Origin of the sequence: Streptomyces seoulensis (assembly GCF_022846655.1) — a bacterium.
GTDB lineage: Bacteria > Actinomycetota > Actinomycetes > Streptomycetales > Streptomycetaceae > Streptomyces.
This window is the reverse complement of the sequence record NZ_AP025667.1, coordinates 5900730-5924148: the sequence shown is the minus strand read 5'-3', so window position 1 is coordinate 5924148 and position 23419 is coordinate 5900730. Positions and strand designations below refer to the sequence as shown.

Genomic DNA, 23419 nt, shown 5'->3' with positions numbered 1-23419 from the left:
GACACCTCATGCCCGAACACACCCACGAGTACGACTACGTCGTCGTCGGCGGCGGCACGGCGGGCTCCGTCATCGCCTCCCGCCTGACCGAGAACCCGGACGTCACCGTCGCCGTCATCGAGGGCGGCCCGAGCGACGTCGACCGCGACGACGTGCTGACCCTGCGCCGCTGGATGGGCCTGCTCGGCGGCGACCTCGACTACGACTACCCGACCACCGAGCAGCCGCGCGGCAACTCCCACATCCGGCACAGCCGCGCCCGTGTCCTCGGCGGCTGCTCCTCGCACAACACCCTGATCTCCTTCAAGCCGCTCCCCTCCGACTGGGACGAGTGGGAGCGGGCGGGGGCGACCGGCTGGGGCGCCGTCCCGATGGAGGCGTACTTCGCCCGGCTGAAGAACAACATCGTCTCGGTGGACGAGAAGGACCGCAACGCCATCGCGCGCGACTTCGTGGACGCCGCGCAGTCCACGCTGGGCGTGCCACGCGTCGAGGGCTTCAACAAGAAGCCGTTCACCGAGGGCGTCGGCTTCTTCGACCTCTCGTACCACCCCGAGAACAACAAGCGCTCCTCCGCGTCCGTCGCCTACCTCCACCCGGTGATGGACGAGCGCCCGAACCTCCACATCTTCCTGGAGACCTGGGCGTACAAGCTGGAGCTGGACGGCACCCGCGCCGAGGGTGTCCACGTGCGCACCAAGGACGGCCAGGAGCTGCTGGTCAAGGCGCGCAACGAGGTGGTGCTCTGCGCGGGCGCCGTCGACACCCCGCGCCTGCTGATGCACTCGGGGATCGGCCCGCGCGCCGACCTGGAGGCCCTCGGCATCCCGGTCGTGCTCGACCTGCCCGGCGTCGGCGAGAACCTGCTCGACCACCCGGAGTCGGTCATCGTCTGGGAGACGAACGGACCGATCCCGGAGAACTCCGCGATGGACTCCGACGCGGGTCTGTTCGTCCGCCGCGACCCCGAACACGCGGGCCCGGACCTGATGTTCCACTTCTACCAGATCCCGTTCACGGACAACCCGGAGCGCCTCGGTTACGAGCGGCCCGAGTTCGGCGTCTCCATGACCCCGAACATCCCCAAGCCCAAGAGCCGCGGCCGCCTCTACCTGACTAGCGCCGACCCCGAGGTGAAGCCCGCCCTGGACTTCCGCTACTTCACCGACGAGGACGACTACGACGCCAAGACCCTGGTCGACGGCATCCGCATCGCCCGCGAGATAGCGAAGTCGGAGCCGCTGGCCCACTGGCTCAAGCGCGAGGTGTGCCCCGGCCCCGAGGTCCAGGGCGACGAGGAGCTGAGCGAGTACGCGCGCAAGGTCGCGCACACCGTGTACCACCCGGCCGGCACCTGCAAGATGGGCGCCGCCGATGACGAACTCGCCGTGGTGGACCCCGAGTTGCGTATCCGGGGTCTGAACGGCATCCGTATCGCCGACGCGTCCGTCTTCCCGACGATGACCGCGGTGAACCCGATGATCGGAGTGCTCATGGTCGGGGAGAAGGCCGTCGAACTGATCGGTGGTGACGCGCGATGACGCTCACCGTTCCCACCCGTAAGCCGCCCACCGCCACCGAGGGGACCGGCGCGCCGGTCTTCGCCGTCGACGGCCTGTGGAAGGTGTTCGGCCCCAAGCCCGAGCGCGTCCCCGCCGACCCGGAGCTGGCCGCGCTGAGCCCCGCCGAGCTGCGCGCCGAGACCGGCTGCACGGCCGCCGTGCGGGACGTGTCCTTCGAGGTCCGCAAGGGCGAGGTCTTCGTCGTCATGGGCCTGTCCGGCTCCGGCAAGTCCACCCTGGTGCGCTGCCTGACCCGGCTCATCGAGCCCACCGCCGGCACCATAGCCATCGACGGCGAGGACGTGCGCGCCATGGACCGCGGCCGGCTGCGCGAACTGCGCCGCCACCGCGCCGCGATGGTCTTCCAGCATTTCGGTCTGCTGCCGCACCGCACGGTCCTCGACAACGTCGCCTACGGCCTGGAGATCCAGGGCATGGGCCGCGCCGAGCGCCGCGAGAAGGCCGCCGAGGTCGTCGCCAAGGTCGGTCTCGCGGGCATGGAGAAGCGCCGTCCCGGCCAGCTCTCCGGCGGTCAGCGCCAGCGCGTCGGTCTCGCCCGCGCCCTCGCCGTCGACCCCGAGGTGCTGCTCTTCGACGAGCCGTTCAGCGCGCTCGACCCGCTGATCCGGCGCGACATGCAGGACGAGGTCGCCCGGCTGCACAGCGAAGAGGGCCGCACGATGGTCTTCATCACCCACGACCTGACCGAGGCCCTCAAGCTCGGTGACCGCATCGCCCTGATGCGCGACGGCCGCGTGGTCCAGCTCGGCACCCCCGAGGAGATCGTCAACTCCCCGGCCGACGACTACGTCCGCGAGTTCGTCCGGGACGTGCCCCGCGAGCAGGTCGTCACCTGCCGCACCGCCATGCGCCCCGCCTCCCTGGAGGAGGCCGGCAGCGGGCCCGCCGTACGCCCCGAGGCCCCGGTTGCCGAGGCCATCGAGGCCGTCGCCCGCGCCGGTGAACCGGCCCGCGTGATGGACGACGGCACCTGCATGGGTGTCGTGGACTCCGACGCGCTGCTCAACGTGGTCGCGGGCACCGGTACGGCCGCCCCCGCCGAGCGGGAGGCCGAGCCCACCCTCGTGTCCGCCACCCCTGAGCCCGAGGCGGTCTGATGGCCACGATCACCGCCCCCACCGCCCGGCGCGCCCTGCCCGGCCTGCTCAGGTCCCGCCCGGTGGCCAAGCTCCTCACGCTCGCCGTCGCGGCCGTGGTCCTCGTCCCCCTGCTCGACAGCCGCTGGGGCAGCGGACACTGGCCGCACGCGCTGACCGTGAGCCTCACCGGCCCGCTCGGCGACGCCAGCGACTGGGTGATGAACAACCGCGACAGCCACCCGCTGTTCCTGTACTTCTTCGGCCACATCAGCAACGCGGTCGTGCTCTGCGTACGCGGCGTCTACCTCGCCCTGCTCGCCATGGGCTGGGTCGGCGTCACCGCGCTCGGCGCGCTGGTCGCCTGGCGGGTGGCCGGGCTGAAGCTGGCCGCCGGGACGACGGTCGCGTTCCTCGCCTGCGGCGCGCTCGGTATGTGGGTGCCCACCATGCAGACGCTCGCGCTCATGGTGGCCGCCGTCCTCGCCTCCGTCGCCGTCGGCGTCCTGCTCGGCCTCGCCGCCGGGCTCTCGGACCGGCTGGACCGCGCCCTGCGCCCGGTGCTGGACACCATGCAGGTGCTCCCGGCCTTCGCCTACCTGCTGCCCGTGGTGCTGGTCTTCGGCATCGGCGTCCCCGCCGCCGTCCTCGCCACCGTGGTCTACGCCGCCCCGCCGATGGCGCGTCTCACCGCGCTCGGCCTGCGCGGAGCCGACCCCGAGGTGCTGGAGGCCGTGCGCTCGCTCGGCGCCACCCCGCGCCAGCGGCTGCTGACCGCGCGCATCCCACTGGCCCGCAAGGAACTCCTGCTCGGCCTCAACCAGACGATCATGATGGCGCTGTCCATGGCCGTCATCGCCTCCGTCATCGGCGCCGGCGGCCTCGGTGACCGCGTCTACCAGGCGCTCGCCTCCGTCGACGTCGGCGCCGCCCTCGCGGCCGGTATCCCGATCGTGCTGCTCGCCGTCGTGCTGGACCGGGTGACCGGCGCCGCCGGCCGCGCCGCCGACGACACCGGCGAGTCCCGCCGCACGGTGTGGCTCCTCGCGCTCGCGGCCACCGTCGCCGCCGCCGTCGTCGCACGGCTGCTGGGCCGCGCCGAGTGGCCCGGGGGCGCGACCCTGAACATCGCGGAGCCGGTCAACCACGCCGTCAACTGGATGACCGCCCACCTCTACTCCGGCGTCCCCGTCATCGGCGGCACCGCCGACTGGGCCGCGCACTTCACCACCTGGATGCTGGACCCGCTCCGCGACGGCCTGCGCGCGCTGCCCTGGTGGTCGGTACTGCTGCTGGTGGCCGGGCTCGCCTGGCTGATCGGCACCTGGCGCACCGCGCTGACCGCCACCCTCGCCATGGCCGCGATCGGCGTGCTCGGTGTGTGGGACTCCTCGCTCGACACCCTCTCCCAGGTGCTGGCCGCGGTCGCCGTCACCCTGGTCCTCGGCATCGCCACCGGCATCGCGGCCGCCCGCAGCGACCGGGTGGACCGGATGCTGCGCCCGGTGCTGGACGTGTTCCAGACCATGCCGCAGTTCGTGTACCTGATCCCGGTCGTCGCCCTGTTCGGCGTCGGCCGCGCCCCCGCCGTCGCCGCCGCCGTGGTCTACGCCCTTCCGGCCGTCGTCCGGATCACCGCGCAGGGCCTGCGCCAGGTCGACCCGGCCGCGCTGGAGTCCGCCCGCTCGCTGGGCGCCACCGGCCGCCAGCAGCTCTGGCAGGTCCAGCTCCCGCTGGCCCGCCGCTCGCTGCTGCTCGCCGTCAACCAGGGCGTGGTCCTGGTCCTCGCCGTCGTCATCATCGGCGGTCTGGTCGGCGCGGGCGCGCTCGGCTACGACGTCGCCTTCGGCCTCGCCCAGGGCGACCTGGCGACCGGCCTGGTGGCCGGTGCCGCGATCGTCTGCCTCGGCCTGATGCTCGACCGGGTGACCCAGCCCACCGGCCGCCGCGCGAAGAAGGGAGCGTGACATGCGATTCCGTACGACCCTCTCGGTGAGCGTCGCGGCCGCGTCCGCGCTCGCCCTGCTCACCGGCTGCGGCGCCGCCGACATGACCAAGCAGGCCAGCCCGTTCGCCAACGCGGGCGGCGCCAAGAGCATGACCCTGTCCGTGCAGTCCTGGGTCGGCGCGCAGTCCAACGTGGCCGTCGCCAAGTACCTGCTGGAACACAAGATGGGCTACCGCGTCGACACCGTCCAGGTCGACGAGATCCCCGCCTGGGACGCGCTCAGCCAGGGCCGCGTCGACGCCCTGCTGGAGGACTGGAGCCACCCCGAGCAGGAGAAGCGGTACGTCCACGACAAGAAGACCGTCTCCTACGCGGGCGGGCTCGGCGTCACCGGGCACATCGGCTGGTTCGTGCCGACGTACTTCGCCAAGCAGCACCCGGACGTCACGAACTGGAAGAACCTGAACAAGTACGCCTCCCGGTTCCGCACCGCCGAGTCCGGCGGCAAGGGCCAGATCATGGACGGCTCCCCGGCCTACGTCACCCATGACAAGGCCCTGGTGAAGAACCTGAAGCTGAACTACCAGGTCGTCTTCGCCGGCTCCGAGGCCGCGCAGATCACCCAGATCAAGCAGTTCGCCAAGGAGAAGAAGCCCTTCCTGACCTACTGGTACACCCCCCAGTGGCTGTTCAAGAAGGTCCCCATGACGGAGGTGAAGCTCCCGCCCTACAAGGAGGGCTGCGACACCGACACCGCGAAGATCACCTGCGCGTACCCGAAGACCCCGCTGCGCAAGTTCCTCAACGCCGACTTCGCCCGCTCCGGCGGCAAGGGCGCTGCGTTCCTGAAGAAGTTCCAGTGGACGACGGAGGACCAGAACGAGGTCTCCCTCATGATCGCCGAGCAGAAGCTCAGCCCCGAGGAGGCCGCGAAGAAGTGGGTCGACGCCCACCCGGACCAGTGGAAGCGCTGGCTTCCCTGACCCCCTGACCCGGTGCCTGACGGCGGACGGCGGCGCGGCCCCCTGTGGCCCGCGCCGCCGTCCGCCGTCCGGGTACGGCTACTTGTGCTGCCCCGGCGTGTAGTGCCCCGGCACCATCCGCGTCGTCACCGCGAACCGGTTCCACGCGTTGATCACCGTGATCGCGGCGATCAACTGCGCCAGCTCCGCCTCCTCGAACTGCTTGGCGGCGCGCTCGTACACCTCGTCCGGCACGAAGCCGTCGGTGAGCACGGTGACCGCCTCGGTCAGTTCGAGCGCCGCCAGCTCCTTCTCGGTGTAGAAGTGCAGCGACTCCTGCCAGGCGCTGAGCTGCACGATCCGCTCCACGCTCTCCCCGGCCGCGAGCGCGTCCTTGGTGTGCATGTCGAGGCAGAACGCGCAGTGGTTGAGCTGGGAGGCGCGGATCTTCACCAGCTCCAGCAGCGTCGGGTCGAGCCCCTTCCGGGCGGCGGTGTCCAGGCGGACCATCGCCTTGTAGACCTCCGGCGCGTGCGCGGTCCAGGCCATACGGGCGGGGTGCTCGGGGGCGTACTCGGTGGTGTTCTCCGTGGTGTCCATGCTGGAAGCCTAGGAGCGAAGCAGCCCAGGAGTATGGTCCATTCCCATGGCGGAATCATGGGCCAATCTGGGCATCGACCTCCACCTCGAACCGGCCGGGAGCAGCGGCCTGCGCCGGGGCCTGACCGACGCGCTGCGCGACGCCGTACGCACCGGCAGGCTCGCCCCCGGCACCCGTCTGCCCTCCTCCCGCACCCTGGCGGCGGACCTCGGCATGGCCCGCAACACCGTCGCCGAGGCGTACGCCGACCTGGTCGCCGAGGGCTGGCTCACCGCCCGCCAGGGCTCCGGCACGCGCGTCGCCGACCGGGCCGTGACCCCGGCCGGGGCCGAGGGCGCACCCGTCCGGCGCCGCCCGCCGGGCCGCCCCACGCACAGCCTGGTCCCCGGCACCCCCGACCTCGCCGCCTTCCCGCGCACCGAGTGGCTCAAGGCCGCCCGCCGCGCCCTCACCGCCGCCCCCAACGACGCGCTCGGCTACGGCGATCCACGCGGCCGACCCGAACTGCGCACCGCCGTCGCCGGATACCTCGCCCGCGTCCGGGGTGTCCGCACCGACCCCGGCTCGGTGCTGATCACCGCCGGCTTCTCCCACGCCCTGCGCCTGCTGGGCACCGTGCTGCGCGGACGGGGCGCCCGCACGGTCGCCGTCGAGTCCTACGGCCTCGACGTGCACCACGACCTGCTCGCCCGGGCGAACCTGACGACCACCGCGCTGCCGTACGACGAACTCGGCACCGACACAGAGGCATTGAGGAGCGAAGGCGCCGTACTCCTCACCCCCGCCCACCAGTTCCCCATGGGCACCCCGCTGCACCCCGACCGGCGGGCCGCCGTCGTCGACTGGGCGCGGCGCACCGGCGGGCTGATCCTGGAGGACGACTACGACGGCGAGTTCCGCTACGACCGCCAGCCCGTGGGCGCCCTCCAGGGCCTCGATCCCAGCCATGTCGTCTATCTGGGCACCGCCAGCAAGTCCCTCGCCCCCGGTCTGCGCCTGGGCTGGATGGTGGTGCCCCCGGCGCTCATGGCGGAGCTGGTCGCGGCCAAGGGGCACAGCGACACCGTCGGCGTGCTGGACCAGTTGACGCTGGCCGAGTTCCTCACCTCCGGCGCCTACGACCGCCATGTGCGCGCCGCCCGGCAGCGCTACCGGCGCCGCCGGGACGCCCTCGCCACGGCCGTCGCCGACCGGGCGCCCGAGGTGACGGTCACCGGGATCGCGGCCGGGCTGCACGCGGTGCTGCGGCTGCCGCCCGGCACCGAGCAGGCGGTCGTGCGGGCCGCCGTCTGGCAGGGACTCGCCCTGCACGGCCTGGCCTTCTACCGCCACCGGCAGGCCGTCGCCGAACCGCTGGACGCCCTGGTCGTCGGCTACGGCACCCCGCCCGACAGCACCTGGCCCACCGCCCTGGAGGCCCTGTGCCGGGCGCTGCCGTAGAAATCCGGAGGGGTACCGGTGCGTCGGAGCGTGCCGGTCTCTAGGGTTGGGTCGAACGCAACACCGACGGGGGAGAAGAGAACATGGCCGACGCCCGCGCACAACTGCGCTCCACCACAGTCGTCCTGGGGGGTATGGGGCTGCTCGCCGCCGCCCTCACGGCGTGCTCGTCCGACCCGGACAAGCGCTGCGTGGACCGGGACAGCTACAACGTGGCCAAGGGCTACCACGTCGTCTCCGACAAGAACTGCAAGTTCACCACGGGCGCCGACGGCGCCTACTACTACGGCGGCAAGAAGAAGGGCTCCTGGGTCCGCGGCGGCTCCTTCACCCGGCCCGGCAAGTCCGGCGGCTCCTCGGGCGGTTCGCACTACGACGACGACAACCACAGCGTGCACCGGGGCGGCTTCGGCGGCGGCCACGGCAGCTCCGGCGGCTGACCGGACCGGGACGCCAGCATGGAACGCCGTACGATCACGCCCCGCCCCGACTGGCAGCGCACCGTCGAGGAGCAGGGGATCGTCTACCCGCTCACCCGCCACCCCGACGGCAGCCTGCGCCCCTACTGGGACGAGAGCGCCTACTACGTCTTCTCGCTGCCCGAGGTCGAGGCGCTGGAGGAGACCGTCGAGGAACTGCACGCCATGTGCCTGGCCGCAGCCGGGCACCTGGTGGAGCACGACCGCCTCGCCGACCTCGGCATCACCGACCCGCGGGTGGCCGCAGCCGTCACCGAGGCATGGCACCGCCGCGCCGAACTCCCGTCCGTGTACGGCAGGTTCGACTTCCACTACGACGGCACCGGCCCGGCGAAGATGCTGGAGTACAACGCGGACACCCCGACCTCCCTGGTCGAGGCCGCGTCCGCCCAGTGGTTCTGGATGGAGGACCGCTTCCCCGGCGCCGACCAGTGGAACTCGCTGCACGAGCGGCTGATCGACACCTGGCGCAAGCAGGCCGGGCTGCTCCCGCCGGGCGTCCCGCTGCACTTCGCGCACTCCTCGGCCGACGAACTCGGCGAGGACCTGATGACGGTCGCCTACCTCAAGGAGACCGCCGAGCAGGCCGGGCTCACCACCGACTGGCTCGCCATGGAGGAGATCGGCTGGGACACCCTCTCCGGCCGCTTCGTGGACAACCGGCTGAGGTTCATCCGCGCGATCTTCAAGCTGTACCCCTGGGAATGGCTCACCACCGACGCGTTCGCCGGCCACGTCCTGGACACCCTGGACAACGGCGGCGGCACCGGCAGCACCCTGTGGATCGAGCCCGCCTGGAAGATGCTGCTCAGCAACAAGGCCCTGCTGGCCGTCCTCTGGGAGCTCTACCCCGGCCACCCGAACCTCCTCCCGGCCTACCTGGACGGCCCCCGCGAGCTGGCCGCCACCACCGGCTACGCCGCCAAGCCCCTGCTCGGCCGCGAGGGCGAGGGCGTCACCCTGCACCCGCCCGGCAGCACCCCGCCCCCGCCGCACGAGGAACCGTGCTGCTACCAGGCCCTCGCCCCGCTGCCCGCCTTCGACGGCAACCACGTCGTCCTCGGCGCCTGGGTCGTCGGCGACGAGGCGGCCGGCCTCGGCATCCGTGAGTCCTCCGGGCTGATCACCGACTCCTACGCCCGCTTCCTGCCGCACGTGATCCTCTAGGCAGTGTCCCGCCGGCCGGGCCGGACACCCCCTGCCCCCGTCCGCCCCTCGGACCGGCCCGCGTCCGTCACCCACGGCCGGTAGTCTGGTCGTGGGCCGTGACTGGCGCGCTGGGATGGGACCGACCATCGGGGAGCGGCCCGGGAAGACAGTGCCGTGCGCCTGGGCCGAACCGAACACGACGACACTGACGCCCTGTCCGGAGGCCCCGATGCCCGAGAACCCCACCCCGTACGACTCCGCCGAGTCCACCGCCTACCGCGCCGCACTCGACGTCATCCGCGCGGTCGAGCCCCGCGTCGCCGACGCGATCGGCCAGGAGGTCCACGACCAGCGCGACATGCTCAAGCTGATCGCCTCCGAGAACTACGCCTCCCCGGCCACCCTGCTGGCGATGGGCAACTGGTTCAGCGACAAGTACGCCGAGGGCACCGTGGGCCGCCGCTTCTACGCCGGCTGCCGCAACGTCGACACGGTCGAGTCCCTCGCCGCCGAGCACGCCCGCGAGCTGTTCGGCGCCCGGCACGCCTACGTCCAGCCGCACTCCGGCATCGACGCCAACCTCGTTGCCTTCTGGGCGGTCCTCGCCGACCGGGTGGAGGTCCCCTTCCTGGAGAAGGCGGGCGTCCGCCAGATGAACGAGCTGTCCGAGGCCGACTGGGCCGAGCTGCGCCAGGCGTTCGGCAACCAGCGCATGCTGGGCATGTCCCTGGACGCGGGCGGCCACCTCACCCACGGCTTCCGGCCCAACATCAGCGGCAAGATGTTCGACCAGCGCTCCTACGGCACCGACCCGGCCACCGGCCTGATCGACTACGAGGCGCTGCGTGCCCAGGCCCGCGAGTTCCGCCCGCTGATCCTGGTCGCCGGGTACTCCGCCTACCCGCGCCTGGTGAACTTCCGGATCATGCGCGAAATCGCGGACGAGGTCGGCGCGACCCTCATGGTCGACATGGCCCACTTCGCCGGTCTGGTCGCGGGCAAGGTGCTCACCGGCGACTTCGACCCGGTCCCGCACGCCCAGATCGTCACGACCACCACCCACAAGTCGCTGCGCGGCCCGCGCGGCGGCATGGTGCTGTGCGACGACTCCCTCAAGGACCAGGTCGACCGGGGCTGCCCGATGGTGCTCGGCGGCCCGCTGCCGCACGTCATGGCCGCCAAGGCGGTCGCCCTGGCCGAGGCCCGGCAGCCGTCCTTCCAGGACTACGCCCAGCGCGTCGTGGACAACTCCCGCGCGCTCGCCGAGGGCCTCATGCGGCGCGGCGCCACCCTGGTCACCGGCGGCACCGACAACCACCTCAACCTGATCGACGTCGCCGCCTCCTACGGCCTCACCGGCCGCCAGGCCGAGTCCGCCCTGCTGGACTCCGGCATCGTCACCAACCGCAACGCCATCCCGGCCGACCCCAACGGCGCCTGGTACACCTCCGGCATCCGGATCGGTACCCCCGCCCTGACCACCCGCGGCCTCGGCCGGCCGGAGATGGACGAGGTGGCGGGCCTGATCGACCGCGTCCTGACGGCCACGGAGCCGGGCACGACCAAGTCGGGCGCCCCCTCCAAGGCCCAGCACGTCCTGGACCCGAAGACGTCGGACGAGATCTCCCGGCGGGCCACGGACCTGGTGGCGGGCTTCCCGCTGTACCCGGAGATCGACCTCGGCTGAGTCCTCGTCGTGAACGCGGGGCCGGTATCGGTGCCGTCACCACTCCGCGCACCTGAGAGAATGGTGTGCATGGCGACTGACCGACCCCGCGTGCTTTCTGGTATTCAGCCCACCGCAGGCTCGTTCCACCTCGGCAACTACCTGGGCGCCGTCCGCCAGTGGGTGGCGCTCCAGGAGACCCACGACGCCTTCTACATGGTCGTCGACCTGCACGCGATCACGCTCCCGCAGGACCCGAAGGAGCTGCGCGCCAACACGCGTCTGGCCGCGGCCCAGCTCCTCGCGGCCGGTCTGGACCCGGACCGCTGCACCCTCTTCGTGCAGAGCCAGGTCCCCGAGCACGCCCAGCTCGCCTGGGTCATGAACTGCCTCACCGGCTTCGGCGAGGCGTCCCGCATGACCCAGTTCAAGGACAAGGCCGCCAAGCAGGGCGCCGACCGGGCCAGCGTCGGCCTCTTCACGTACCCGATCCTCCAGGTCGCGGACATCCTGCTCTACAACGCCGACGAGGTGCCGGTCGGTGAGGACCAGCGCCAGCACGTCGAGCTGACCCGCGACCTCGCCGCGCGCTTCAACAGCCGCTTCGGCGACACCTTCACCAGCCCCAAGCCGTACATCCTCAAGGAGACGGCGAAGATCTACGACCTCCAGGACCCGGCGGTCAAGATGAGCAAGTCGGCGTCCACGCCGAAGGGCCTCATCAACCTGCTGGACGACCCGAAGGCGACGGCGAAGAAGGTGAAGAGCGCGGTCACCGACACCGACACGGTGATCCGCTTCGACCGGGAGGGCAAGCCCGGCGTGAGCAACCTGCTCACGATCCACTCCACCCTGACCGGCACGCCGATCGCCGACCTGGAGCGGGAGTACGAGGGCAAGATGTACGGCGCCCTCAAGACCGACCTCGCCGAGATCGTGGTCGCGTTCGTCACCCCCTTCCGCGAGCGCACCCAGCAGTACCTGGAGGACACCGAGACGCTGGACTCGATCCTCGCCAAGGGCGCGGAGAAGGCCCGCGCCGTGGCCGCCGAGACCCTGGCGCTGGCGTACGACCGCGTGGGCTTCCTGGCGGCGAAGCACTGACCGGCGTCCGGGGGCGCACAGCCGCCCCCGGACGTGCGACCGCACGCGTGTCCGATGGGGCAGAGCGCCGTACATCACTTCCGTTGCGCCTGCCCTCGGGACACCCGTGGCCGTACAGTCGATAGCCGAAGGCCGTACGTGAAGACGGCCCAGAAGACAGCACGCGATGACAGGAGACGACGTGGGGATCGTAACGATCGGCGTGTCGATCGCGGTCCCGGAGCCTCACGGCAGCCTGCTCCAGGAGCGGCGCGCGGGCTTCGGTGACACCGCCGCGCACGGCATCCCCACCCATGTCACCCTGCTGCCGCCCACCGAGGTGGAGGAGGCGGACCTGTCCGCCGTCGACGCCCATCTCGCCGAGGTCGCGGCGGCCGGCCGCCCGTTCCCGATGCGGCTGTCCGGCACCGGCACCTTCCGCCCCCTCTCACCGGTCGTCTACGTCCGGATCGAGCAGGGCGCCGAGGAATGCGCCGGACTCCAGGCCCACGTGCGGGACGCCTCCGGGCCGGTGCCGCGCGAGCTGCAGTTCCCGTACCACCCGCACGTCACCGTGGCGCACGGCATCGACGAGGCGGCGATGGACCGCGCCTTCGAGGAGCTGGCCGGGTTCGAGGCCGCCTGGCCGTGCACCGGGTTCGCGCTGTACGAGCAGGGCCCGGACGGGGTGTGGCGCAAGCTGCGCGACTACCCCTTCGGCAGCCCCGTGGTGCCGCCCCAGGCCGGAGCGGCCGAGCGCGACACCATCGCCAGCCGCTGAGCTCCGCTCAGACCGGCAGCCTGCGGAAGAGCGCGCGCGGCGCGTGCCGCAGTACGGACATCACCGGGCGCAGCGCACCGGGCACCCACACCGTCTCCGAGCCCCGGCGCAGCCCGAGCTCGACGGCCGCGGCCACCTGTTCCGGAGTGGTGGAGAGCGGTCCCGGCGCCAGATGGGCGGTCTTGTCGGTGCGCACGAATCCGGGGCGCACGACCATGACCTGCACACCCGTGCCGTACAGCGCGTCGCCGAGGCCCTGGGCGAAGGTGTCCAGGCCGGCCTTGCTGGAGCCGTAGATGAAGTCCGAGCGGCGGGCGCGTTCGGCCGCCACCGAGGAGAGCACCACCAGCGCGCCGTGCCCCTGGTCCTGGAGTGCGCGGGCGGCGACCAGGCCGGACGAGACCGCGCCGGTGTAGTTGGTCGCGGCGACCCGCACCGCGCGCAGCGGCTCCCGCTCGTCCCGCGCCTGGTCCCCGAGGACCCCGAAGGCGAGGAGGACCATGTCGACGTCGCCCTCGGCGAACACCTTGCCGAGGACGGTCTCGTGGGATTCCGGGTCCAGCGCGTCGAAGTCGACCGTGCGGACCTCGGCGCCGAGCGTGGCGAGGCTGCCGGCCGCGCGGTCGAGGGCGGGGCCGGGGCGGCCCGCGAGCCAGACGGTGCGGGTACGGCGGGCGACGAGGCGGCGCGCGGTGGCCAGCGCGATCTCCGATGTGCCGCCGAGGACGAGGAGGGACCGGGGAGGACCGCAGACAGCAGACATGCGGGTGACCGTATCGTCCCCATATGGGGGAAGAGTCGCAAGGCGCCGCCGGGCTCCCCGCAATGGGTGATTAATGAGACGCGGCCCCTGGTGGCTGCCGGGTTCCCGCGTATCCGGGGTATCGGCACATGGAGTTCCCGCGACTAGGGCAGAGGCGGATCATGGACTGGCTGAAGAAGCTGCCCGGCATCGGGCCGATCGTGACCTGGCTGATGACCACGCACGCGTGGCGCTCGTACGCGCGCCTGGACCGCGTGAACTGGACCTGGCTGGCCGCCGCCATCACCTTCGTCAGTTTCGTGGCGCTGTTCCCGCTGCTGACCGTCGCTGCGGCGATCACGGCGGCCACGATGAGCCCGGCCCGGCAGAAGACCGTCGAGCACAAGATCGCCGACCAGTTCCCCGGCCTCTCCGACCAACTGGACCTGGGTGCGCTGGTGCAGAACGCCGGCACCGTCGGGATCATCGCCGGTGCCGCGCTGCTGTTCACCGGTATCGGCTGGGTCGGCCAGGTCCGGGACTGCCTGCGCGCGGTGTGGGAGCTGCCCGAGCGGGACGGCAACCCGATCGTGCTGAAGCTGAAGGACGCCGGGGTCCTGATCGGGCTCGGCGGCGCCCTGCTGCTGACCCTTGCCGCCTCCACCCTGGCCTCGGCCGCCATCGGCCGGCTGGCGGGCGCGATCGGCCTGGACGAACACGGCTGGGGGACCGTGCTGCTGCGGGTGGCCGCCTTCGCCGTCGCCGTGCTCGCCGACTTCCTGGTGCTGTTGTACGTCCTGAGCCTGCTGCCCGGTGTCGAACCGCCGCGCCGCCGCCTGGTGGTGGCCGCCCTGCTCGGCGCGGTCGGTTTCGAACTGCTCAAGCTGCTGCTGAGCGGCTACATCCAGGGAGTCGCCGCGAAGAGCATGTACGGCGCCTTCGGTGTCCCCGTGGCCCTGCTGCTGTGGATCAACTTCACCTCGAAGCTGGTGCTGTACTGCGCCGCCTGGACGGCGACGCGCAGCGAGGAGGGGAAGGTCACCGACGTGTCCGACGACGCATCAGATCAGGCAGCGGCCAGCGGCGGTTGACCAGGAAGGCCGCGCCCGCGAGCAGCACCAGCAGCCCCGCGGAGACGGCCAGGGCGGTCCCGGCGCCACGCGAGCCGCCCTGGGCGGCAGCGCCCTTCACCGGCTCCGACCCGGCCCCCGCGGTGCCCTGCGGGGCGCCGGTGACGGCGGCGCTGGGGGCACCGCTCGGCCGCGCGCTCGGCGTGGCGTTCAGCGGCGGCACGAGCGTACCGACCGGCTGGACCTTGCCCGCCGCCTTGAAGCCCCAGTCGAAGAGCCGGGCGGTCTCCTTGTAGACCTCGTTGTGCTCGGGCTTCTCCGGGTTCATCACGGTGACCAGCAGCACCTTGCCGCCGCGCTCGGCGACACCGGTGAAGGTGGCGCCCGCGTTGGTGGTGTTGCCGTTCTTGACCCCGGCGATGCCCGGGTAGACGGAGATGTCCGCGTCGCCGCTCAGCAGGCGGTTGGTGTTCTGGATCTCGAAGGTCTCGCGGGTCGGCTTGCCCTTGCCCTTGTGCGTGGTGGCGCCGGGGAACTTGGCCCGCACGGTGGAGCAGTACTCCCGGAAGTCCTTCTTCTGCAGCCCCGAGCGGGCGAACAGGGTGAGGTCGTACGCCGAGGAGTACTGCTCCTTCGCGTCGTAGCCGTCGGGACTGACGACGTGGGTGTCGCGGGCCTGGAGGGCGTCGGCGTGGGCCTGCATGTCCCGGACCGTCTGCGCGACACCGCCGTTCATCGAGGAGAGCACGTGGACGGCGTCGTTGCCGGAGCGCAGGAAGACGCCGAGCCACAGGTCGTGGACGGTGTAGGTCTCCTGCTCCTTTATCCCGACCATGCTCGAACCGGCGCCGATCCCGGCCAGGTCCTTGGGCAGCACCTGGTGGCGCTGCTCCTTGGGGAAGCGGGGCAGCACGGTGTCCGCGAACAGCATCTTCAGCGTGCTCGCCGGGGGCAGCCGCCAGTGCGCGTTGTGCGAGGCGAGCACCTCGCCGCTCTCGGCGTCGGTGACGATCCAGGAGTGGGCGGTCAGCCCCTTGGGCAGCACCGGCACGCCCTGGGCGAGGTTCACCTGCGTACCGGGCACGCCCAGCCGGGCGCCGCCGACCTGGGACATCCGGGCGGGCGGCGCGGTGGTGGGGCTGGTGGAGGGCTTGGGGGCGGCGAAGGCTGCCGGTGCGGTGACGGAGAAGGACAGCAGCGCGGCAGATGTGATCAACAGGGATCGCTGAGCGATCTTCTTCGGTGCGGACACGAGCGAGAACGTACCTGCCACAGGCTGTGAAGTCCCGCCTCCCGCTCCACCCCGGCCACGGAACCGGACGGCGGGCGGCGATACTGGACTCATGAAGCTCAGCCGCCCGGTCTCCTGGTTCCTGCTCGCCTTCGGGGTGTGGAGCTGGGTCATCTGGGTCACTTTCGTCAAGAATCTCGTTGCGGACGGCAGCGGTCTCGCCTTCGACGACGGGCATCCCACGGCCTACTTCTGGGTGCACCTGCTGCTGGCGGTCGTGTCCTTCGTACTGGGGACGGTCGTCGGGGTCATCGGGTTGCGCGGACTGCGCGCATTGCGTCGGACGTCATAGGGGACACGTCGGGTGGTCATCGTCTTCGTGCTCGTCGCCCTGGCCGTACTGGCCCTCGTGGCGGGCCTCCACTGGTACGTCTGGCGCCGCCTGGTCCGCGACACCACCCGGCCGCGCGGGGCCGCCCGCCGTGCGGGCACGGTGCTCTTCGTCGCGGCCCCGGTGCTGATGGTCGCCGCCCTGGTCGCGGAACGCTCCGGCGCCCCCTTCTGGCTCCAACGGACCCTGGCCTGGCCGGGGTTCCTGTGGATGGCCCTGGCCCTGTACCTGCTGCTGGCGACGGTCGCGACCGAGCCGGTGCGGGTGTGGGCGGCCCGGCGGGCGCGCCGCGCCACGCGGGAGGCGGTGCTCGCGGGGCTGGCGGGGGTACCGGTGCTGTCGCCTCCGGCGGGGCGGGCTGCGGGGGAGGGGACGGCGTCCCCGGCGGAACCCTCAGCAGCGGCCGATGACGCGGCCGAGGATGCCCCGGAGGCCACGGCGCTCGCCGCCTCCGCCCTCTCCCGCCGCGTCTTCGTCTCCCGGGTCGCCGGGGGCACGGCCGCGGCGGTGGCGCTGGGTACGACCGGCTGGGGCACGTACGGGGTGCTGCGCGGTCCGCGCGTGAAGCGGCTGACGGTCCCGCTGGCCAAGCTCCCGCGCTCGGCGCACGGCTTCCGCATCGCGGTGGTCAGCGACATCCACCTGGGCCCGGTGCTGGGACGGAACTTCGCGCAGACGGTGGTCGACACGATCAACTCGACCCAGCCGGACATGATCGCGGTCGTCGGCGACCTGGTGGACGGCAGCGTCAAGAACCTGGGTCCGGCGGCGGCTCCGCTGGCGGGGCTGGAGTCCCGGCTCGGCACGTACTTCGTCACCGGCAACCACGAGTACTTCTCCGGCGCCGCGCAGTGGCTGGACGAGGTCCGCACCCTGGGCATGCGCCCACTGGAGAACGCCCGCACCGAGCTGCCGTACTTCGACCTGGCCGGGGTGAACGACCTCCAGGGCCGGGGCGAGGGCCACGGCCCGGACTTCGCCAGGGCCCTCGGCGACCGCGACGTCTCGCGGGCCTGCGTCCTCATGGCCCACCAGCCGGTCCAGGTCCACGAGGCCGTCCGCTACGACGTGGACCTCCAGCTCTCCGGCCACACCCACGGCGGCCAGCTCTGGCCCGGCAACCTCATCGCGAAGGCGGCGAACCCGACGGTGGCGGGCCTGGAGCGCTACGGCGACACCCAGCTCTACGTCAGCCGGGGCGCGGGGGCGTGGGGCCCGCCGACGCGGGTGGCCGCGCCGTCGGACATCACGGTGATCGAACTGGCCTCACGCGAGGCGTAGTCAGCGCAGTCCGGCGAAGAGGTCGTCCTCCGGGGTCGGGGCGCCGGTGGTGTCCCGGACCCGTACGAAGGTCTCCGTGCCCATCAGCTCGCCGAACCTCTCCTTGCCCATCTTGAGGAAGAAGATGTTCTCGCCCTGACTGGCGTGCGCGGCCAGGGCGTCGTACTTCTGGTCGCTGTAGAGGGTGGTGTCGACCCAGGTGGTGATCTCGTCGTCGGGGAGTCCGATCTCGGCCAGGGCGGCGGCCTCGGCGGGGTCGGGCTCGGGCATGTCGCCCGCGAACTCGCGCATGACCTCGCCGAAGCGGGCCATCTGCGAGCGGGGGACGGTGGTCCAGTAGACCTTGGGGGTCAGGTCGGTCAGCTCCAGCGCGGCCATGGTGATGCGGTGGGCCTGGATGTGGTCGGGGTGCCCATAGAAACCGTTCTCGTCATAGGTGACGACCACATCGGGGCGGTAGTGCCGCATCAGCTCCGCGAGGCGGGCCGCGCCTTCCTCCACCGGGGTCTGCCAGAAGGAGTCGGGGGCGTCGTTGCTCGCCCAGCCCGTCATCCCGGAGTCGGCGTAGTCCAGCATCTCCAGGTCGCTGATCTTCAGGACCTCGCAGCTCGCCTCGAGCTCGTCCCGCCGCATCCGGGCGACCGCCACCGGGTCATGTCCGGCCTCGCCGGGCTTCACACCCCCCGGCCCGTCCCCGCACCCACCGTCGGTACAGGTCACCAGCACCGTCCGGATGCCCTCCGCCGCATACAGCGCGAGGACCCCTCCGGTCCCGGTGGCCTCGTCGTCGGGGTGGGCGTGCACTGCCATGAGCGTCAAGGGCCGGTCAGCCATGAAGAGTCCTCCTGCGAATCAGGTCGTGGTCGAAGTACGCGGCGGGCGCGTCCCTCGGTCGATGCAACCCCGCAGACCGGATCACGTGTTCCCGGACCGGCCGCTGAAGCCGGGCCGAGCGCCCCTGGCCCCGGCCGGGCGTTCCGGCGGGGCTGTGGGGCTCGGGGGATCAGGGCATGTTCGGCTGGATCATCGCGAACGGGGCGCCCTGCGGGTCGGTGACCACGGTCATACGGCCGGCCGCCATGTCGAACGGCGGCACGAGGACGTTGCCGTCGCGCCGGACCAGGGCGTCCACCGTGGAGTCCACGTCGTCGACCGCGAAGTACGTCAGCCAGTGGGCCGGGGTGCCCGGCGGGTCGTTGGCGAGGAGGGTGGCGCCGCCGACCGTACGGCCGCCGACGTGCAGCTCCCAGTAGGAGTCGTGGCCCTCGGCCGGCATGATCTCGATGCCGAACGCCTCGCCGTAGAAGGCGGTGGCGGCCTCCACGTCGCTGGTGTGCAGCTCGTTCCAGGTCAGCGCGCCCGGCTCGTTGACCACGCCCGCGCCGAAGAACTCGCCCGGCTGCCATACGCCGAACACCGCGCCCTGCGGGTCGGCGGCGACCAGCATCCGGCCCAGGCTGCCGACCTCCATCACCGGCGCCAGCAGCGTGCCGCCCGCCGCGACGATCTGGTCCTGGGTGGCCACCGCGTCCGTGGTGGCCAGATAGCTCGTCCACACGGTGGGGGGTTCCGACGAGCCCTCGGGGGCCATCGTCGGGCCGATACCGGCGACGGCCCTGTCCTCCAGCTCACAGACCGCGTAGCCGCCGAACTCGGGCGGACCGGCTTCGCCCTGCCAGCCGAACAGGTCACGGTAGAAGTCCAGCGCGGCCTGCTGGTCCTGCGCCATCAGATCGACCCAGCAGGGTGTGCCGGTCGCGTAGGGGGTGGTGACTTCGGGCATCGCTCGCTCTCCCAGGTGGTAGGTCGTCCAGGCGGACACCTTTACGCCCCGGTACGGCCCGTGCGCCCCGACACGCCGCGAAGCCTCGCCACCCGTGGGCGACGAGGCTCTGTCGTCCTACGCGGAGGCGGTCTCAGACGGTGCCGAAGTCCCCGCCCTTGACGCCGGTCACGAAGGCGGAGAAGGCACCGGCGGGGAGTTCCAGTACGGCGCCCGCGGGGACCTTGGAGTCACGGACGGGGACGATGCCGTGCGTGGGGAGCAGGTTGGTGGCGACCTCGACGCAGGCGCCGCCGTTGCTGCTGTAGGAGGACTTGAACCAGTTCGGGGTCTCGCTCACGGTGTGCCCTTTCGAATCTGTTCGATCATGGCCACGGAAGCCGCCTGCGACAGCGCTTCAGCCTGCAGTTGATGGTAGGCCGTCAGCATCGCCACGACCGGAGCGGTTTCGCGCATCAGATGCCCTCGCTGGGCCGACTCCGCGTAGGCGAGGTTGGCCCTGTCGGCCAGGGTCAGCAGGTGGACCGGCAGGTCGAACGCTCGTCGCTCACCGAGGTCGAACGGCGCCACTTGGAGCACGCTGGTGGGTAGTTCGGCGAAGTCGAGAAGCTTGGCGAGCTGCGCTTCCATGACTTCGGGGCCGCCGACGATCCTCCTGAGGCAACTCTCGTCGAGAACCACGAACACCAGCGGTGGCGGAGTGCGCTCCAGCGCTGCCCGCCGTTGTGCGAGTAACGCCAGCCGCTCCTCGGCCTGTTGCTCCGTGATCGCTCCACGCCGGACGGCTCCGGTCGTGATGGCAGCGGCATACTCCGGCGTCTGGAGCAGGCCAGGAATGATCCCCAGTTCGAAGAGCCTGATTTCCACTGCTCTCTTCTCGTGCGGGACGTACTCCGGAAACCCCTCCAGCAGGCCGGTGTTGCGCACGGCTCGCCCCTGGCGCTCGAACCGATCACCGGTTCCGAACGCCTTGTCGACGCTCTGCGCGAAGTGGGGAGTTGGGGAGCGGCGACCAGTTTCCACGGCCGAGATGTGAGTGCCCGAATACCCCATCCGCTCCGCCAGTTCGTCCTGCGTCCAGCCTCGCTCGTCCCGCAGGCTGCGCAGACGCTGTCCGAAGGCTGCTCCGGGCGACCTATCGGGCTCCAGCTCTTTCCGGTTCAACAGTCACCATCCCAACTATCCGTGCAAATAGCGCAAGTTGAAGACAGCCCAACTCTAAGCCACGCTGACTTCCCTTGGTAGTGGATTCGCTACGGAGAGGAACGATCCCGTGCTGGACGAACCCCCTCAACCCCCGCCCGTCGGAACCCTCTTGGTGGACGTGGACGACCGCGTGGGGGAGTTCCGCGGGGAGTGGGCCGGGCTCTGGTCGCTGCGGCCCGCCACCGGTGGGACCGAATGGACCGTCCGTCCCCAGGACACGCGTCCGGCCACCCCCGAGCAGCGATTACGGGCCCTGACCGCTCGCGCGAACGCCCGGAGCAGGGGTGAGTACCTGTGACGCGAACCCGACGACGACTTCGAGGAGGCCCTCACGCCATGAGGCACTGCAACCAGACCGGCCGGCCACCCCGCGACGAGTTGATCCGGCACCTCCGGGACGCGGGGGAGGACCCGGCCGACCTGCCCCCGCACGAACTGACACACGCCACCTGCGAGCTGGAAGCCACCCACGAGGGCCTCCACGCCGACCATCTGGCCGAGATCGACAGGGCAGCGCAGCTATGGGTGCGGTGGGGCGGCGACCGGTACACGTTCGTCCGGCTGGGGCCCTGCGAGGCCCCGGCCGGGGACGACGACGTGTGCCGGCTCTTCGACGGCCACGACCCCGGCCACTCCTGGGAGATGCGGGACCTCCTGCACGGCTGACTTCAGTCGGAGGAGCCGACGATGCGGCGCAGGTTCTCGACCGAGCCCGGCTCGTCCTTGAGGCGGTGGTCGCGGTCCGCGACGAAGGCCGCGCCCAGCTCCTCGCGACGCGGCATCGGCACGTTCTCGCGGGCGCCGTTGAGGATGGTGCGTTCCTCCTCGTCGGTGTGGTGGGTGATGGCCTCCACCAGCTCCTCCAGCTTGGAGTTCCAGTCCTCGGAGCCGACCTCCTTCACCTCCAGCAGGTTCAGCAGGGCCTCGTTCCCCTCGTCGTGCTCGTGCTCGCCGTGCTCGACCTCTTCGTCGTCGATGTTCCGGTACCGCTTCAGGGCGGGGTAGACCTCCGCCTCCTCCGCCAGCGCGTGCGCCACCAGCAGATCGGCGAACTCCTTGAGCGCCCCGGCCCGGTCGGCCTCGACGCTGCGCATCTGCCGGAACAGGTCCTCCATACGGCGGTGGTCAAGGAGGATGAGTTCGACGACGTCCTGGGTCTCGGCCATGAGGGGCACCACTCTCGTGCGAAGTATGCGAAGTGTTCGGGCCCCCACCGTGTACCCCCGCCCTGCGCAGGGATGACCTGCCGCGCGGGGCGGAATCAGCTTCGGCCGCGCGGCGCAGGGAGGGCCTTCGTCATGCCCGGCAGGAAGTCGTTGAAGAGCTCGTGGACCTCCAGGACCAGCGGGCGCAGGACCCGGAAGCGGGACAGGGCCACGCCCCGCGAGGTCAGGCGGGCGCCGCGTCGCGCCAGGCGGTAGCTGCGCTCACGGTTCTCCGTACGGTCGAAGACCCAGTACAGGACCAGGCCCATCTGGGAGAGCCACATCAGTTCGGGCAGGGCGTCCCGGAGCTCGGGGGAGACCTTGGACTTCGAGCCCGCCAGCACCTCCCGGTGCACGCTGATCGCCTGCTCGCGGGCGTGCTCGCTCTCCGGTGAGAAGGGGCTGAGCGGGCTGTCCGGGTCGGCCGCGTTCTTGAAGAACTGCACGGCGAACTCGTGGTACGGCTCGGCGATGTCCAGCCACGCGGTCAGGACGCCCGCGAGCCGGGCCTCCAGATCGGACTCCTCGTCCAGCACCGACCGGACCGCCACCTGGTGCTCGGCGGCGATCCGGTCGTAGAAGCCCTGGATCAGGTGCTCCTTGCCCGCGAAGTAGTAGTAGGCGTTGCCGACGGAGACTCCCGCCTCCTTGGCGATGGCCCGCATCGTGGTCTTGTCGTAGCCGTTCTCCTGGAACAGCCGCATCGCGGTCTCGAGGATCAGCGCACGGGTCTGCTCCGACTTGCTCTGTGGTCCGGCCTCGGGGCCGTCGTTCTTCGCGGGCACGATAGGAGAGCCTAACCAGTGGGGCAGGCGCCGTCGGCGCAGGACGGGGGCTCGTACACCCAGCCCGCGTCGGGCTCGTACCGCCAGCCGTCCGCCCGGCTGTACGTCCTGCGCCCGCCCCACTGCGCTCCCCGGTACCTGGCCGCCGCCAGCACCGCCCCCCGCGCCAGCACCGCGCCGGTCGGCGAGCTGAGGCGGTGTGCCAGCGGGCGGTGCTCGCGCAGCGCCCACAGCACGACGATCCAGGCCGCCGTGCCCCGGTACACCTGGCCGGAGTCCCCGATCACGGTGACCTCCTCCAGGGTGCGGGCGGGGTCGATGCCGGGGAACCGCGTGCGGGCCTCGGCCGACCCGGCGGGCACCAGCTCCAGCGGCACCAACTGCGACTGCCTCACGAGCCAGTCGCGCAGGTGGGTGCAGAGGGCGCACTCGGCGTCGTAGAGGACCGTCAGCCCCCGGACCGGGGCGCTCGTGACGCCCCGGTCCGCCGCGGTGGCCACGGTGCTCACGCCCCGGCCGTCGGCGGCACCCAGCCCTGCGGGGCGACCGGCGGCTGCGTCTCCCGCTCCATCAGGCCGCGCCGGCGGATCTTGTTGAGCACGAAGACGTTGCCCAGGTGCATCGCGCCGAGCACCAGCAGCACCACGCCGAGCTTGGCCGACAGGGCCTCGAAGACGCCCCGGGTGTCGTCGATGGTGCCGTCGTCGCTCAGGTAGAGCGTCACGAAGCCGAGGTTGACGAGGTAGAAGCCCACCACCAGAAGGTGGTTGACGGCGTCGGCGAGCTTCTCGTTGCCGTGCAGCACGTCGGCCAGGAAGACCCGGCCGTTGCGGCTGAGCGTCCGGGCCACCCAGACGGTCAGCCCGATGCTGACGGCCAGGTAGATCACATAGGCGATGACGGTGCGGTCCATGCCCCACCCCTTCTTGAACGCGTTCAAAACGCTGACAGGCATGA

At 71.6% G+C, this 23419-nt stretch carries 25 protein-coding genes and 1 riboswitch; of the genes, 14 read left to right on the top strand and 11 right to left on the bottom strand.

Annotation, left to right across the window (positions count from 1 at the left end):
* Positions 1 to 8 precede the first annotated feature (8 nt).
* Genes HEK131_RS27115 through HEK131_RS27100 form a run of 4 tightly spaced genes read left to right on the top strand, consistent with a single transcriptional unit; the run spans position 9 to position 5590 of the window.
* Positions 9 to 1541 carry a GMC family oxidoreductase gene (locus HEK131_RS27115; RefSeq protein ID WP_217461125.1) on the top strand — a complete coding sequence of 511 codons (1533 nt, stop codon included), beginning with the start codon at positions 9 to 11 and terminating at the stop codon, positions 1539 to 1541.
* Positions 1538 to 2680, top strand: a complete 1143-nt coding sequence (locus tag HEK131_RS27110; protein ID WP_244337415.1) for a quaternary amine ABC transporter ATP-binding protein — start codon at positions 1538 to 1540, stop codon at positions 2678 to 2680. Before HEK131_RS27115 ends, HEK131_RS27110 begins: the two co-directional genes overlap by 4 nt.
* Positions 2680 to 4626, top strand: coding sequence for an ABC transporter permease (locus HEK131_RS27105; protein ID WP_244337414.1), 1947 nt, complete (start codon positions 2680 to 2682; stop codon positions 4624 to 4626). Before HEK131_RS27110 ends, HEK131_RS27105 begins: the two co-directional genes overlap by 1 nt.
* 1 nt (position 4627) lies before the next feature.
* Complete coding sequence (locus tag HEK131_RS27100; protein ID WP_217461122.1) at positions 4628 to 5590, top strand: ABC transporter substrate-binding protein; 963 nt, start codon at positions 4628 to 4630, stop codon at positions 5588 to 5590.
* Positions 5591 to 5668: 78 nt separating this feature from the next.
* On the opposite strand, the gene HEK131_RS27095 is transcribed toward HEK131_RS27100, so the two are convergent.
* Complete coding sequence (locus tag HEK131_RS27095) at positions 5669 to 6169, bottom strand: carboxymuconolactone decarboxylase family protein (RefSeq protein ID WP_217461121.1); 501 nt, start codon at positions 6167 to 6169, stop codon at positions 5669 to 5671.
* Positions 6170 to 6215: 46 nt separating this feature from the next.
* On the opposite strand from HEK131_RS27095, the gene HEK131_RS27090 reads away from it, so the two are divergent.
* From HEK131_RS27090 to HEK131_RS27065, 6 genes are all read left to right on the top strand, one after another.
* Positions 6216 to 7610, top strand: a complete 1395-nt coding sequence (locus tag HEK131_RS27090; protein WP_244337413.1) for a PLP-dependent aminotransferase family protein — start codon at positions 6216 to 6218, stop codon at positions 7608 to 7610.
* Between the two features lie 83 nt (positions 7611 to 7693).
* Positions 7694 to 8050, top strand: coding sequence for a hypothetical protein (locus HEK131_RS27085; RefSeq protein ID WP_217461119.1), 357 nt, complete (start codon positions 7694 to 7696; stop codon positions 8048 to 8050).
* Between the two features lie 18 nt (positions 8051 to 8068).
* Positions 8069 to 9256 carry a glutathionylspermidine synthase family protein gene (locus HEK131_RS27080; protein ID WP_217461118.1) on the top strand — a complete coding sequence of 396 codons (1188 nt, stop codon included), beginning with the start codon at positions 8069 to 8071 and terminating at the stop codon, positions 9254 to 9256.
* Positions 9257 to 9344: 88 nt separating this feature from the next.
* A riboswitch (ZMP/ZTP riboswitch) is annotated at positions 9345 to 9431 on the top strand.
* Positions 9432 to 9467: 36 nt separating this feature from the next.
* The gene (locus tag HEK131_RS27075) at positions 9468 to 10925 is read left to right on the top strand and encodes a glycine hydroxymethyltransferase (protein ID WP_217461117.1); all 1458 of its coding nucleotides are present in this window, start codon (positions 9468 to 9470) and stop codon (positions 10923 to 10925) included.
* Between the two features lie 69 nt (positions 10926 to 10994).
* Positions 10995 to 12008, top strand: a complete 1014-nt coding sequence (gene trpS, locus HEK131_RS27070; RefSeq protein WP_217461116.1) for a tryptophan--tRNA ligase — start codon at positions 10995 to 10997, stop codon at positions 12006 to 12008.
* Positions 12009 to 12189: 181 nt separating this feature from the next.
* On the top strand, positions 12190 to 12768 hold the full coding sequence (locus HEK131_RS27065; RefSeq protein WP_217461115.1) for a 2'-5' RNA ligase family protein: 579 nt from the start codon (positions 12190 to 12192) through the stop codon (positions 12766 to 12768).
* 7 nt (positions 12769 to 12775) lie between these two features.
* On the opposite strand, the gene HEK131_RS27060 is transcribed toward HEK131_RS27065, so the two are convergent.
* Positions 12776 to 13531 carry a decaprenylphospho-beta-D-erythro-pentofuranosid-2-ulose 2-reductase gene (locus HEK131_RS27060; RefSeq protein ID WP_244337412.1) on the bottom strand — a complete coding sequence of 252 codons (756 nt, stop codon included), beginning with the start codon at positions 13529 to 13531 and terminating at the stop codon, positions 12776 to 12778.
* 161 nt (positions 13532 to 13692) lie between these two features.
* Between HEK131_RS27060 and HEK131_RS27055 the strand changes: the two genes are divergently transcribed.
* Complete coding sequence (locus tag HEK131_RS27055) at positions 13693 to 14601, top strand: YihY/virulence factor BrkB family protein (protein WP_217461113.1); 909 nt, start codon at positions 13693 to 13695, stop codon at positions 14599 to 14601.
* Here HEK131_RS27055 and HEK131_RS27050 read toward each other — a convergent pair.
* Positions 14549 to 15832 (bottom strand): D-alanyl-D-alanine carboxypeptidase family protein, encoded by a 1284-nt coding sequence (locus HEK131_RS27050; RefSeq protein WP_347881873.1) that lies wholly within the window; start codon positions 15830 to 15832, stop codon positions 14549 to 14551. The genes HEK131_RS27055 and HEK131_RS27050 overlap by 53 nt on opposite strands.
* A gap of 91 nt (positions 15833 to 15923) precedes the next feature.
* On the opposite strand from HEK131_RS27050, the gene HEK131_RS27045 reads away from it, so the two are divergent.
* A complete protein-coding gene (locus HEK131_RS27045) occupies positions 15924 to 16163 on the top strand; it encodes an SCO4848 family membrane protein (RefSeq protein ID WP_161146858.1) in 240 nt (79 codons plus the stop codon).
* A 12-nt stretch (positions 16164 to 16175) separates the two neighbouring features.
* A complete protein-coding gene (locus HEK131_RS27040) occupies positions 16176 to 17483 on the top strand; it encodes a metallophosphoesterase (RefSeq protein WP_244337404.1) in 1308 nt (435 codons plus the stop codon).
* On the opposite strand, the gene HEK131_RS27035 is transcribed toward HEK131_RS27040, so the two are convergent.
* The 4 genes from HEK131_RS27035 to HEK131_RS27020 all read right to left on the bottom strand — a co-directional run bounded on the left by HEK131_RS27035 (position 17484) and on the right by HEK131_RS27020 (position 20430).
* Complete coding sequence (locus tag HEK131_RS27035; RefSeq protein WP_217461110.1) at positions 17484 to 18317, bottom strand: PIG-L family deacetylase; 834 nt, start codon at positions 18315 to 18317, stop codon at positions 17484 to 17486.
* Between the two features lie 169 nt (positions 18318 to 18486).
* Entirely contained in the window at positions 18487 to 19266 is a 780-nt protein-coding gene (locus HEK131_RS27030; RefSeq protein WP_217461109.1) for a VOC family protein, read from the bottom strand.
* A 133-nt stretch (positions 19267 to 19399) separates the two neighbouring features.
* Entirely contained in the window at positions 19400 to 19606 is a 207-nt protein-coding gene (locus HEK131_RS27025) for a DUF397 domain-containing protein (protein ID WP_244337402.1), read from the bottom strand.
* On the bottom strand, positions 19603 to 20430 hold the full coding sequence (locus tag HEK131_RS27020) for a helix-turn-helix domain-containing protein (protein WP_347881872.1): 828 nt from the start codon (positions 20428 to 20430) through the stop codon (positions 19603 to 19605). The genes HEK131_RS27025 and HEK131_RS27020 overlap by 4 nt, the downstream gene beginning before the upstream one ends.
* A 378-nt stretch (positions 20431 to 20808) precedes the next feature.
* On the opposite strand from HEK131_RS27020, the gene HEK131_RS27010 reads away from it, so the two are divergent.
* On the top strand, positions 20809 to 21138 hold the full coding sequence (locus tag HEK131_RS27010) for a hypothetical protein (protein ID WP_244337400.1): 330 nt from the start codon (positions 20809 to 20811) through the stop codon (positions 21136 to 21138).
* 2 nt (positions 21139 to 21140) lie between these two features.
* Here the strand turns inward: HEK131_RS27010 and HEK131_RS27005 are convergent, their stop codons facing one another.
* The 4 genes from HEK131_RS27005 to HEK131_RS26990 form a co-directional block, all read right to left on the bottom strand.
* Positions 21141 to 21638 carry a hemerythrin domain-containing protein gene (locus HEK131_RS27005; protein WP_244337398.1) on the bottom strand — a complete coding sequence of 166 codons (498 nt, stop codon included), beginning with the start codon at positions 21636 to 21638 and terminating at the stop codon, positions 21141 to 21143.
* A gap of 95 nt (positions 21639 to 21733) precedes the next feature.
* Complete coding sequence (locus tag HEK131_RS27000) at positions 21734 to 22462, bottom strand: TetR/AcrR family transcriptional regulator (RefSeq protein ID WP_279614279.1); 729 nt, start codon at positions 22460 to 22462, stop codon at positions 21734 to 21736.
* Positions 22463 to 22473: 11 nt separating this feature from the next.
* Positions 22474 to 22971 carry a thiol-disulfide oxidoreductase DCC family protein gene (locus HEK131_RS26995; protein ID WP_244337396.1) on the bottom strand — a complete coding sequence of 166 codons (498 nt, stop codon included), beginning with the start codon at positions 22969 to 22971 and terminating at the stop codon, positions 22474 to 22476.
* A complete protein-coding gene (locus tag HEK131_RS26990; protein WP_244337394.1) occupies positions 22968 to 23375 on the bottom strand; it encodes a hypothetical protein in 408 nt (135 codons plus the stop codon). Before HEK131_RS26990 ends, HEK131_RS26995 begins: the two co-directional genes overlap by 4 nt.
* Between the last annotated feature and the right edge of the window lie 44 nt (positions 23376 to 23419).